The organism is Congzhengia sp., assembly GCF_037235575.1.
Classification (GTDB): Bacteria; Bacillota; Clostridia; order UBA1381; family UBA9506; genus Congzhengia; species Congzhengia minquanensis.
Window position 1 is genome coordinate 150,340 of record NZ_JAXUNN010000039.1, and the last position, 12,813, is coordinate 163,152.

The window sequence follows — 12,813 nt, forward strand, 5'->3', positions numbered from 1 at the left end:
AATTATGAAAAAACGAATGGTAAGTTTCATTGCAATATTTACCCTGGCGCTGTCTAGCAGCTTTATCGCAGACGCCGCTGTTTTAAACGAGGTTGTGGAGGAGCGCGAACTGATCGGCGGCGTGACCTATAAACATATTCAGCGGCTTGAGGACTATGGCTGGCAGGACGTTTACGCCGTGCAGGCAGACTTAAAGGCCCCCGGCGTGAAGTTAGAGGTTTTAAAAAGTCAAAACGGAGAAAGCTTTTTGGAAAACACCTATCAAATGGCAGTAGACAGCGGGGCCTTAGCCGCGGTGAACGCTGACTTTTTTGCGGCAAAGCGGGGCCAGAGCGGCCGGGGCAGCGCCGTGGGCGTTGAGGTGCGGGACGGAAAACTCACGTCTTCTGCCTCGGTAACAGAAAACATGAACACATTTTATAAGGTGTTCGGAGACGAGCGGTTCTATGTAAACGCTTTTGTGTTTAACATGAGCGTTACTGCCGCAAACGGCAAGACGGACAAAATTAAGGTTGTGAACAAATACGACGATTTAACAGGTATCGTTATGTATACCGACGATTGGGGCGAATATTCCGTCGGCTCAAAAGGCGGCAGCATTGAAGTTGCCGTAGACGAAAATGGCACTGTGGTAAACAAGGTGACAGAGTCAGACCCTATCGTGATTCCAAAGGGCGGCTATGTTTTAGCGTCCCACATGTCCTACAACACGTTTTTGTTAGACAATGTAAATATAGGCGACGTGATTTCGGTGGATATTCAGTCCACGCCGGACATCAATTACATTGAAACTGCAGTGGGCGGCGGCGGAATTATTTTAAGCGAGGGCAAAGTGCCGTCGAAATTCTCCCACAACATTTCGGGAAGAAACCCCAGAAGCGCAGTGGGCATTGACCAAACCGGCACAGTTGTTACCATTGTTGCGGTGGACGGCAGAAGAACAGACTCAAAAGGAATGACCCAAACAGAACTGGGCTATTTAATGGCAGATCTTGGCTGTTACACAGCGCTGAACTTTGACGGCGGCGGCTCTACCTTAATGGCGGTGGACAATAACGGCGAAAAAGAGGTTGTAAACAAGCCCTCTGACGGCGGATACCGAAAGGTGACAAACTCGTTAGGAATTATGACCACGGCGGAGGATAACGCACCGGCAACAAGAGCCCGGTTTAACGCTCAGGACAATGTGTTTGTGAATGCTTCGGTGAAACTAAACCTCACCGGGGTGGACGATTATAACCGCCAGGCGGCGATTGACACTTCCTCTGCAGTTTATGCTACCGACGGCACCGGCACCGTATCAGACGGCGTGTTCTACCCGTCTAAAACAGGCACATCTTACGTTACGGCAGAGTGCGGCGGGTTCATCGCGGAAAAGACCTTTACCGTTTTGCCGGCACCGAGAGAAATGAACTTTAAAGAAACGAAAATCACCTTAAATTCCGGCGAAAGCTACACACCTGTGATTATCGGCAAAGACGCAAACGGCAGCAAGGCGGAAATCCGTCTGTCCGACGCGGTTGTCACGGTGTCAGGCGGCGCAGTTACCGTTTCCGGCGATGCCATTACGGCAACCGCCCCCGGCGCTGCGGTGGTTACCGCAGTTCTGGGCGAAATTTCAGCCAATATGGCCGTGATGGTTGACGGGGCAGAGGAAATTGCCGTGCCGGACAACATTACCGTACCAGACACACAAAACACATATAAAGATTTAACCGAGGAAGGGGCATTCCGCTTCTCCGTGTTCGGCAACACCAGAGATGTTTCCACTCTATTTGACCAATTTATCATGAACAACGCGTTGTATAAAATGAAGCTTTCTTCTGACTTTCAGGTATTTTTGGGAGCAAACGTCAACACAAAGGAGATTGAAAAGGTTTCAAGCAACTATGTGCTGGCAAAAAATTATAACTGTTTCGGCGACGGGCCAAATACGTTCATCACTTTGCCTAACGTGTCCGGCAAGGTTTACACGGGGGATGTTTCCGTGTGGTCGAAATTCCAAAACGATGTGAAAAACGCAGGCCAAAATCTGTTTATCTTTTTAGACAGAAATTTCATTTCCAATAACCAGGTAGAGTTTTTATCCTTTACGAAAACTGTGAACGCAGCAGCACAAAGCGGAAAAAATGTGTATGTGTTCGGCGGCGGCTTCGTAAACCAGAACACGGTGGACGACGGCGTGCGCTACATAAACACCGCAGGTGTGTTCCCAAGCGTAGCGATTGACGGTACCAGCCCCTCTTACATAAAGTATGTGTTGGTTACCATTAATGGGAATGAAGTGACCTATGAATACAGACCGATTATAGGAGACTGACAACAATGCGAAAAAAAGAAAAAATGCAGGTGATTCACGACTATCTGTGCCAAACCTATGGCGACACCCCCTGTACGCTAACGTATGAAAACCCCTTCGAGCTTTTGGTTTCGGCTTGCCTTGCGGCCCAGTGCACCGACGCGCGGGTGAACATGGTAACGCCGGCGCTGTTTGCAAAATATCCTACGGTAAAGGCTTTTGCCGAGGCCGATACGGCAGACGTAGAGGAGATCATTCGCTCCACAGGCTTTTTCAGAAACAAGGCCAAAAATATTGTGGCCTGCGCCAATGTGCTGATAGACCGGTTTGACGGAAAAGTGCCGGACAACATGGAAGATTTACTCTCCCTTCCCGGGGTGGGGCGCAAAATTGCAAATCTTTTGTTGGGCGACGTGTTTGGCAAGCCATGCATTGTGGTTGACACCCACTGCAAGCGCATAACCGGCCTTTTGGGTCTGACCAAAAACACCGACCCTGCCAAAATTGAGGTGGATTTAAAAAAAATTGTAGACCCGGAATATGGCAGTCTGTTCTGTCATCAGCTGGTGGAGCACGGCAGAAATATTTGTATTGCAAGGCGGCCGCAGTGCTCCATTTGCGGCATGAACACGGTTTGCGACTATTATAACAAAAATACGGGGGCAAAAAATTGACGGATAAAATCAGGCTCGACGCTTATTTAACAGAACACGCCTTAGCGCCCAGCCGGGAAAAGGCTAAGGCGTTGATTATGGCGGGCGTGGTGTTTGTGGACAACCAGAAATGCGACAAGGCCGGCACCTTTGTAACAGCGGCACAAACCATTGAGGTGCGTGGCGGCGGCTTAAAATATGTCAGCCGCGGCGGGCTGAAGCTGGAAAAGGCCATGGAGGAGTTTCCCATTTCGCTAAAGGATAAGGTTTGCATGGACATTGGCGCCTCCACCGGTGGTTTTACGGACTGTATGCTTCAGAACGGCGCGAAAAAGGTGTTTGCTGTGGACGTGGGCTATGGCCAGCTTGCCTGGAAATTAAGGTGCGACGACCGGGTGGTGAACTTAGAGCGCACCAACATCCGCTACGTCACGGCGGAAGACATAGGCGAAGCGTTGGATTTTGTCTCGGTGGACGTGGCGTTTATTTCGCTGAAGCTGGTGCTTCCTGTGGCGTTTCAGCTGCTGAAAGAGAACGGCGGGGTTGTGGCGCTTATAAAGCCCCAGTTTGAGGCAGGTAAGGAAAAGGTGGGCAAAAAGGGCGTAGTGAAAGAACAGTCCACCCACGTTGAGGTGGTGCGCGCCATCTACGATTTTGCACAGGAAGCGGGTTTTAGCGTTTTGGGCCTTTCCTTTTCCCCCATTAAAGGGCCTGAGGGCAATATTGAATATTTAATCTATTTAAAAAAGGGCGGAGAAACCACCGTTCAGCCTGAGGACGCGGAATCTGTTGTGGCTTGTTCTCACGAGGTTTTGGACAAAAGGGACTAAACCATGCAAATATTTTTAATTCACTTTTTACTTTGGAATTTTGGCGTCATGCTGATATACGGGCTGGATAAGCTGTGCGCGATTTATTCGTTCCGGCGGGTAAGCGAGCAGGCGCTTCTTGCCTGTGCGTTTTTAATGGGCAGCTTTGGCGCAGTGCTTGGAATGGCGCTTTTCCACCACAAAACAGCAAAGCAAAAATTTCGGTTTTTTGTGCCGCTTGCCTGCGTGGTAAATGCCGTAATTTTGGGTGTTTTGGCGTCAGTGCTGCTTTAAATGTAACAAATGGATAAAAAATTCAACTTTTTTTTAAAATACACTTGTTTTTTCTTGGTATTTATATTATAATATACGAATGTGTGAAATTGTATTTTGCAGTTTCATGTTCGTACTACGGATGGTCCTCTGCCGGTTTAACCGGGCATGAACGTCTTTGAAGGAGAGGAGGAGTTTTTAATGGATTTAATTAAGGAATTAACCAAAGACCAGATCAGAACAGATTTGCCGGAGTTAGAAGTCGGAAGCACCGTAAAAGTGCATGTAAAGGTTAAAGAAGGAAACCGTGAAAGAATTCAGGTGTTTGAAGGCACCATCATTAAGGTTCAGCACGGCGGAATTCAGAAGACGTTTACCGTTCGCCGCTTGTCCTACGGAATTGGCGTTGAACGTACATTCCCTGTGAATTCACCTAAGATTGCAAAAATCGAGGTTGTAAGAAAGGGTAAAGTAAGAAGAGCAAAGCTCTATTACTTAAGAGACAGGGTCGGCAAGGCTGCAAAGGTAAAAGAAAAACTCTAAAATCGGATTTTGCCGCATTTCGCGGCAAGACTATGAAAAGCGCAGATTGCCGCTTTTACATGTGTAGTCGTAATGGCAGGGGTGCGGATTAAACTCCCTTGCCATTTAAACTATGCGTTTCTATTGAAAAAGCGCATAGAATTATTGTCTCGAAAGGGGACGTAAATTATGGATGAAAATAACAGACTTCCTGAAGAAGATGAAAAAAAGGAACCTGAAGAAATAAATAACGTGCAGGAGCCTGACGGCTGCGCGCAGCCTGCGGAGGCACCCACGGAAACAGACGACAGCCTCACCGAGGAGGAATATATCACCGCTCAGGCATACACCGACAATGTTTTAGACCAAATGGGCCAAACCCAGGTGCGTGGAGGCTGGGCCAAGGAGCTTTACGAATGGACGTCGTCTATTGCCATTGCCGTGGTGCTGGCACTTTTAATAAACCAGTTCCTGTTTGCACTGGTGCAGGTGGATGGTCAGTCCATGGAGCCAACGCTCTACCACAACGAGCGGCTGGTGGTGCGCAAAGCGTTCTACACGCCAAAGCAAAAAGATATTGTTATTTTAAAATCCGAAGCCATTCAAAAATATATTGTTAAACGTGTCATTGCTCTGCCGGGCCAAACGGTAGACTTTGACGGCGAGCGGAACGTGGTGGTTGACGGTGTAACTTTAGACGAGCCGTATATTAAAGAAAAGCAGATTTCTTTCGGAAACCTGTATGCCTACCCCTTAACCGTGCCCAAAAAGGGCGAAATCGCGAATTTGGATTATATTATGTCTGAGGCAAATTTAAAAGCGGGCAAGGGCACGATGACGTTCGACATGCGGGCGGACGGCAGTGTTGAAATTAAAGGAAGCGAGCTGGTGGCAGACGGCGTGTTTGAAGAAGGAAAGACCACCTATAAGCAAAACTGCTATTTCGTTATGGGCGACAACCGCAATCATTCCAGCGACAGCAGAACCTTAGGGTTAATTCCTGAAAGTGAAGTGGTAGGAAAATCCTCTATCAGGCTGTTTCCGTTTTCTAAAATCGGCAAAATAGATTAACCAAAAAAATAAATTCCACAACGGCAAGGCGGTGCGCACTTGCCGTTGTACTTATTTTTTATGAATTTGAGGTGTATTATGAATATACAGTGGTTTCCAGGACACATGGCGAAAACCAGACGGCAAATTGAAGAAAAGTTAAAGCTCATCGATGTGGTGGTGGAGATTTTAGACGCGCGGATTCCCGTTTCGTCTCAAAATCCCGATATTTCGGAAATGACAAAGGGCAAACCCCGGGTTGCGGTGCTGAACAAGGCAGATTTAGCAGACGAAACTGTTACCAAACAGTGGGTTTCGTTTTATAAACAAAACAATGTTGAGGTCACTTTGGCAGACTGTGCAAAGGGCCGCGGCATTAACGAGTCGGTGGCCGCGGTTAAGCGCGCATTGGCCGAAAAACTGTCTAATGACAGCGAAAAGGGCATGAACCGCGCCATTAAAATTTTGGTTGCCGGCGTGCCCAACGTGGGCAAATCCTCTTACATCAACCGCCTGTCCGGTAACCGGCGCGCCGCTGTGGGCGACCGCCCCGGAGTCACCCGGGGGCAGCAGTGGATCCGCCTGAAAAGCGGCATTGAACTGTTAGACACCCCGGGAATTTTGTGGCCCAAGTTTGAAGATGAAACGGTGGGTCTGCATTTGGCGTTTACCGGCTCCATTAAAGACGAAATTATAGATACCGAGCTTTTGGCCTGCAAACTGGCAGAATTTTTAAACCAAAATTACCGGGAGTTGTTTTGCGCCCGGTATAAGCTGGAAAACACAGAGGGGCTTCAGGGGTTTGAGCTGGTGGAACTGCTGGGCAGAAAACGCGGTTTTGTGGTTTCCGGCGGCGAGATTGACTTTCTGCGGGCCTCCAACATTTTGCTGGACGAGTTTCGTGCAGGAAAAATCGGACGAATCAGCCTGGAAAAGCCCGAAGATTTGGAGGTAAGCGTGCAATGACGTTGTTTGAATTTGACCAAACCGTTCGGGCCGCACACCACGTTTCCTGCTTGGCCGGGGTGGACGAAGCGGGCCGCGGCCCGCTGGCAGGGCCTGTGTTCGCGGCGGCGGTGATTTTGCCGCCTGATTTTCCGGGAGAAGGTATCCGCGACTCGAAAAAGCTTTCCGAAAAAAAACGGGAGGCATTAGAAGCAAAAATAAAGGAAAAAGCCCTGGCATTTTCGGTGTGCGCGGCAGAGGTTCCGTTAATTGAAGAAGTTAACATTTTAAACGCTACGTTTATCGCAATGAAATCGGCCCTGGCGAAGCTCACCGTTTGTCCGGAGTTCGTTTTGGTAGACGGCAACCGTTCTCCGGGAATTGAACTATCCCACGACTGCATTGTGGGGGGGGACAATAAAAGCTTGTCTGTGGCCGCAGCGTCTATTTTGGCAAAGGTAGCGCGGGACCGGTTTGTAAAAGAGGTATTGGCAAAAGAATATCCACAGTATCAGTTTGAAAAGCACAAGGGCTACGGCACAAAACTACACTTTGAAAAAATTGCCGAGTTCGGCCCGTGCCCCCAACACCGTCGCTCGTTTTTAAAGAAAAAGTTTGGTGAGTTTAAATGAATGCACAACAAAGCGGAAAGCTTGGGGAAGACGCGGCCTGCGTATATTTAAAAAAGAAACGCTACGCGATTTTGGCCCGAAACTACCGCAAACGGTTCGGCGAAATTGACATTATTGCGCAAAGAAAAAGCAAAATTGTGTTTGTCGAGGTAAAAACCCGTTCCGGCGCGAGCTATGGAATGCCCAGCGAAGCGGTGGACTATTATAAACAGCAAAAGATTATTAAAACCGCACAGAGCTACCTGCTTGAACACCGCTTAGACGGAGAAATTTCTTTTGATGTAATTGAGGTGCTTCTGTCCGGCGGAAAGGTTTTGTCGGTGAACCACATAGAAAACGCATTTATTACATAAATTACTAAAGAAAGAAAATAAAGCGCCTGCTTTCATGAAAGCAGGGGAAAGGTTCGGTAATTTATGAAGCAATTCACGGTGATTGACGCCCATTGCGACACCGCAAGCGAACTGCTGGACAAAAACGAATGCCTTTTCTCAAACACGGGGCATTTGTCCATTGAAAAAATGAAGGGCTATCAAAGCTATGTTCAGTTTTACGCGGCTTGGGTCAGCAAGCGGGAAAAAAATCCCCTTTTGCGTGCGGTGGAAATCATTGACAGGCTTAAGTGCGAGCTTGAAAAAAACAAAGAATACATGGAAGAAATTAGAACGGCAGAAGAACTAAATTCTGTGCTGTCCCGCGGGAAGCACGGCGCAGTTCTTGCCATTGAAGATGCAAGGGCGCTTTGCGGCTCTCTTTCCGCTCTGCGTATGTTTCACAGGTTGGGCGTGCGGGCAATCACCCTGGCCTGGAACGACAATAACGACGTAACCGACGGCGCTGCGTCTGAGCGGGGCGCGGGGTTAACAGCCTTTGGCAAAGACGTTGTGCGGGAAATGAACCGCCTGCACATGATGGTGGACGTGTCTCACATTACGCCCAGGGGGTTTTGGGACGTTTTAGAGCGCTCAAACGCTCCGGTTTTGGCCTCCCACTCCAACGCAGCGGCTGTGTGCGGCCACAGGAGAAATTTGAATGACGAGCAAATCTGCGCTCTTGTGCAGTCCGGCGGCATGGTTTGCGTAAATATTTATCCCGATTTTTTGACGGACAGCAAAACGGCAGACATAACAGACGTTCTGCGCCACACCGATCATATTTTATCTTTAGGCGGAGAAAACAGCCTGGGGCTTGGCTCCGATTTTGACGGGGTAGACAGACTGCCGCAAGGCTTTTTTGGCGCGGAGGACTATGTAAAACTGTTCAACGAAATGTCCCGCTGCGGCTACAGTGATGCATTAATTGACAAAATCACCCACAAAAACATGGTAAACTTTATGGAAAGAATAGAAAAATGAAAATATTTGTATTTTCTGTTGCATTTTTACGCCGGATATATTAAAATAGAAGAGATAAAAAAGATAAAATGAAACCGTGTTTCATTGAAAAATCATTTAGAGGGGCGATTAACTTGTACATATCAGACAAAGTGAAAAGCATCAGTCCTTCGTCAACCTTGGCGATTGACTCAAAGTTTAAACAGATGAAGGCAGAGGGCGTTGACGTTGTGGGCTTTGGCACCGGCGAGCCGGACTTCGACACGCCGGACTATATTAAAAAAGCTGCGGTTGAGGCTATCGCCGGCGGCAAAACCAAATATACCCCCGCCGCAGGTACTATGGAACTGCGGCGCGCAATCTGCGACAAATTAAAGCGGGAAAACGGCCTTGACTATGAGCCAAACCAAATCGTCGTAACCAACGGCGCAAAACACGCCTTAGTGAACACCTTCATGGCAATTTTAAACGAAGGCGACGAAGTGATTATTCCATCGCCCTACTGGGTGAGCTACCCCGAAATGGTGAAAATAGCCGACGGTGTTTCGGTGATTATTGAAACAAAGGAAGAAGACGAGTTTAAATTCACAGCCAAAGAGTTTGAAGACGCAATTACCCCCAAAACCCGGGCGCTGGTTTTAAACAGCCCCTCAAACCCAACCGGCATGGTTTATACAGAAAGGGAACTTCGCTCTATTGCCGAGGTTGCGGTAAAACATAACATTTATGTTGTAGCCGACGAAATTTACGAGCATTTAATTTACGAAGGCAAGCATGTGAGCATTGCCTCGTTTCACGATAAAATTAAGGACCTGACCATCATCATTAACGGCGTGTCGAAAACCTACGCCATGACGGGGTGGAGAATCGGCTACAGCGCTTCCCATCCGGAGGTTGCAAAGGCAATTTCCAATTTGCAGTCCCACGCCACGTCAAACCCCAATTCCATTGCTCAGGCAGCAACGGTTGCGGCTTTAAACGGCGGCGAGGAAGAAATCGCCCGCATGAAAGCGGAGTTTCAAAAGCGCAGGGACTATATGGTGGAGCGCATTAACTCCATTCCCGGAGTGTCCTGCAGAAATCCCCACGGTGCGTTTTATGTAGTGATGAACATTTCCCAGCTTAAGGGAAAACTACTCGGCGGCAGAACCATTCATACGTCTGACGACTTTGCCGACGTGCTGCTGGAGAAGGCCGGGCTTGCCCTGGTTCCCTGCAGCGGCTTCGGCGCTGACGATTTTGTTAGATGGTCTTACGCCACCAGCATGGAAAATATAGTGGAGGGCCTAAACAGGTTAGAAACGTTTTTGGCCCAGGAACTTAAATAAACACTTTAAGGAGAGAGAAAATAATGAGAAGCATTAAACTTGACTATTCAAAAACGTTAAATTTTGTTTCCCGAGAGGAAATTGAGGCCATGGAACAGCAGGTTTTAGCCGCCCACAAAACCCTGACGGAAAAAACAGGGGAGGGCAGCGACTATCTTGGCTGGCTCAATTTACCTTTCGACTATGACAAGGAAGAATTTGCACGCATAAAGATGAGTGCAGAAAAAATTAAAAGTGACTCCGACGTGCTGATTGTTATCGGCATCGGCGGTTCATATCTGGGTGCGAAAGCGGCCATTGACATGCTTTCCAACAATTTCTATAACCTGCTTTCCAAAGATGAACGGAAAACGCCTCAGATTTTGTTTGCCGGCAACTCCATCAGCGGGTCATACCTCTCCCAGCTTTTAAAATTTGTGGAGAAGAAGGACTTTTCTGTGAACGTTATTTCCAAATCGGGCACAACCACTGAGCCTGCTGTGGCTTTTCGTGTGTTTAAGGAGCTTTTGGAGAAGAAATATGGCAAGGAAGGCGCAAAATCAAGAATTTATGCCACAACCGACAAAGAAAAAGGCGCGCTGAAAAATTTGGCGGACAGCGAGGGCTATGAAACCTTTGTCGTGCCGGACGACGTTGGCGGCCGGTTTTCCGTGCTGACTGCCGTTGGCCTGCTTCCCATTGCTGTTTCCGGCGCGGACATCGACCAGCTTATGGCGGGCGCACAGGCGGCTGTGAAAGAATATGAAGGCTGCGACTTAAAGACGAACGACTGCTACATGTATGCGGCAATCAGAAATATTTTATACAACAAGGGCAAGCAGACGGAGCTTGTGGTGAACTATGAGCCAAGACTGCACTATTTCGGCGAGTGGTGGAAGCAGCTCTATGGCGAAAGCGAGGGAAAAGACGGCAAGGGAATTTTACCGGCTGCTGTTGACTTTTCTACCGACCTGCACTCCATGGGCCAGTATATTCAGGACGGGCGCAGGGTTCTGTTTGAAACTGTGCTGAATGTAGAAGAATCAAGCGACGACGTGACCATTGACGAAACAGAGGACAACATCGACGGATTAAACTTTTTGGCAGGAAAAACCATGAGCTTTGTGAACAACAAGGCATTTTTGGGAACGCTTCTGGCACACAACGACGGCGGCGTGCCGAATATGGTTGTGAACATCCCAGAAATAAACGAATATTATTTGGGTATGCTGATTTATTTCTTTGAAAAGGCATGCGGCATCAGCGGCTACATTCTCGGCGTAAACCCCTTTAACCAGCCCGGTGTGGAGGCATATAAAAAGAACATGTTTGCCCTGCTGGGAAAACCTGGCTTTGAGCAGGAAAAAGAAGCACTTGAAAAAAGGCTTGGCATGTGATATACTAATTTTGAATTGATTGATACACCTAACAGCAAAAAATACCGCAAGCATCAAACATTGCCCAGCGGTTCGGAGGATTGAAAAATGCAGTATCGCAGCACCCGTGACAGTAACACACAAGTAACATCTGCAATGGCAATTAAAACCGGCCTTGCTCCCGACGGCGGTCTTTTTCTGCCCGAAACGGTTCCACAGGTTTCGTTGTCTGAAATTGAGGCCCTTTGCGGCATGACCTATAACGAACGGGCGGTGGACATTTTAAGCCGGTTTTTGACGGATTTTACACAGGAGGAAATTACCACTTGCGTTAACCGCGCCTACAGCCGCGAAAAGTTTGAAACGGAGGAAATCGCTCCTATTTTCAAGCTGAACCAAAACACATACTTTTTAGAACTGTGGCATGGCCCAACCTGCGCGTTTAAAGATATGGCGCTGCAAATTCTGCCCCACCTGCTGCTGAAGTCCATTCATAAAACAGGCGAAACCAAAGAGGTGGTTATTTTGGTGGCAACCTCGGGCGACACGGGCAAGGCAGCGTTAGAAGGATTTAAGGACGTAGCCGGCACAAGAATTATTGTGTTTTACCCAGCCGACGGCGTTTCTGACATTCAAAAACGGCAAATGGTAACCCAAGACGGCAACAATGTGGACGTTGCGGCAGTTTGCGGCAATTTTGACGATGCGCAAAACGGCGTGAAACAGATTTTCACTGACAAAGATTATAATGAAATGCTGGCGCAAAACGGCTTTATGCTGTCCAGCGCTAACTCCATAAACTGGGGCAGACTGGTTCCTCAGGTGGTGTACTATTTTTCAGCCTATGCGAATTTATTGAAAAACAACGAAATTAAGCTGGGGGACAAAATTAATTTTGTAGTGCCCACCGGCAATTTTGGAAATATTTTGGCGGCCTATTATGCAAAAGAAATGGGCCTGCCGGTGAACAGGCTTATCTGCGCGTCTAACGAAAATAACGTGCTGACAGACTTTATCAAAACCGGCGTCTACGACAAAAACCGCAGCTTTAAAACCACAGTTTCCCCCTCGATGGACATTTTAATCTCCAGCAATTTAGAGCGTCTTTTGTCTTTAGCCACCAACGGTGACGACGGGCAGGTGAAAGCGTGGATGGAAAATTTAAAATCCACAGGAAAATACGAAGTGTCTGCCGGTGTGAAACAAAAAATTCTGGAAACGTTCTGGGGCGGATTCTGCGACGACGACGATACCTTAGACGAAATTAACCGCGTATTCCGCGAGACCAGCTATATAATGGACACCCACACGGCTGTGGCCAAACGGGTGTTGAACCAATATGCGGCAGAAACAGGCGACGCCACAAAAACGGTGATCTGTTCCACCGCAAGTCCATTTAAGTTCTCAGACAGCGTGTTAACAGCCATAAAAGGCGCGCCGGAAACAGGGGACGCTTTTACGCAGTTAGATGAGCTTGCCGAAACAGCCCAGGCGTCAATCCCAAAATCTTTGGCCGAGCTGAAAACAAAGCCGGTGATTTTCAGAACCACCTGTGAAAAAGACGAGATGGTCGACGTTGTCAGCCAAATGCTGAATTTGGCGTAGGAGGATTT

General features: G+C 48.1%; 13 protein-coding genes. All 13 read left to right on the forward strand.

Translation table 11 applies throughout. The annotated features are described in order from the left end of the window. Positions 1–4: 4 nt before the first annotated feature. Positions 5–2,320 carry a phosphodiester glycosidase family protein gene (locus tag WIG73_RS10215; RefSeq protein WP_337400441.1) on the forward strand — a complete coding sequence of 772 codons (2,316 nt, stop codon included), beginning with the start codon at positions 5–7 and terminating at the stop codon, positions 2,318–2,320. 5 nt (positions 2,321–2,325) lie between these two features. Then, complete coding sequence (gene nth / locus WIG73_RS10220) at positions 2,326–2,973, forward strand: endonuclease III (RefSeq protein ID WP_177679016.1); 648 nt, start codon at positions 2,326–2,328, stop codon at positions 2,971–2,973. Then, positions 2,970–3,782 (forward strand): TlyA family RNA methyltransferase, encoded by an 813-nt coding sequence (locus WIG73_RS10225; RefSeq protein WP_337400442.1) that lies wholly within the window; start codon positions 2,970–2,972, stop codon positions 3,780–3,782. The genes nth and WIG73_RS10225 overlap by 4 nt, the downstream gene beginning before the upstream one ends. 48 nt (positions 3,783–3,830) lie before the next feature. Beyond that, a complete protein-coding gene (locus WIG73_RS10230) occupies positions 3,831–4,055 on the forward strand; it encodes a DUF1294 domain-containing protein (RefSeq protein ID WP_249310846.1) in 225 nt (74 codons plus the stop codon). A 180-nt stretch (positions 4,056–4,235) separates the two neighbouring features. Further along, positions 4,236–4,577: a 50S ribosomal protein L19 gene (gene rplS, locus WIG73_RS10235; RefSeq protein WP_249310845.1), complete on the forward strand. Its 342-nt coding sequence runs from the start codon at positions 4,236–4,238 to the stop codon at positions 4,575–4,577. A gap of 168 nt (positions 4,578–4,745) precedes the next feature. Next, a complete protein-coding gene (gene lepB, locus WIG73_RS10240; RefSeq protein WP_337400444.1) occupies positions 4,746–5,627 on the forward strand; it encodes a signal peptidase I in 882 nt (293 codons plus the stop codon). Between the two features lie 78 nt (positions 5,628–5,705). Further along, complete coding sequence (ylqF, locus tag WIG73_RS10245) at positions 5,706–6,572, forward strand: ribosome biogenesis GTPase YlqF (protein WP_337400445.1); 867 nt, start codon at positions 5,706–5,708, stop codon at positions 6,570–6,572. Further along, positions 6,569–7,183: a ribonuclease HII gene (locus WIG73_RS10250; RefSeq protein WP_337400446.1), complete on the forward strand. Its 615-nt coding sequence runs from the start codon at positions 6,569–6,571 to the stop codon at positions 7,181–7,183. The genes ylqF and WIG73_RS10250 overlap by 4 nt, the downstream gene beginning before the upstream one ends. Next, positions 7,180–7,536: a YraN family protein gene (locus tag WIG73_RS10255; protein ID WP_337400448.1), complete on the forward strand. Its 357-nt coding sequence runs from the start codon at positions 7,180–7,182 to the stop codon at positions 7,534–7,536. Before WIG73_RS10250 ends, WIG73_RS10255 begins: the two co-directional genes overlap by 4 nt. Positions 7,537–7,599: 63 nt before the next feature. Continuing rightward, the gene (locus WIG73_RS10260) at positions 7,600–8,538 is read left to right on the forward strand and encodes a dipeptidase (protein ID WP_337400450.1); all 939 of its coding nucleotides are present in this window, start codon (positions 7,600–7,602) and stop codon (positions 8,536–8,538) included. Between the two features lie 113 nt (positions 8,539–8,651). Then, positions 8,652–9,845 (forward strand): pyridoxal phosphate-dependent aminotransferase, encoded by a 1,194-nt coding sequence (locus tag WIG73_RS10265; RefSeq protein ID WP_337400451.1) that lies wholly within the window; start codon positions 8,652–8,654, stop codon positions 9,843–9,845. A gap of 20 nt (positions 9,846–9,865) precedes the next feature. Beyond that, a complete protein-coding gene (locus WIG73_RS10270) occupies positions 9,866–11,221 on the forward strand; it encodes a glucose-6-phosphate isomerase (protein ID WP_249311497.1) in 1,356 nt (451 codons plus the stop codon). Positions 11,222–11,308: 87 nt separating this feature from the next. After that, a complete protein-coding gene (gene thrC, locus WIG73_RS10275; RefSeq protein ID WP_337400452.1) occupies positions 11,309–12,805 on the forward strand; it encodes a threonine synthase in 1,497 nt (498 codons plus the stop codon). Positions 12,806–12,813 lie beyond the last annotated feature (8 nt).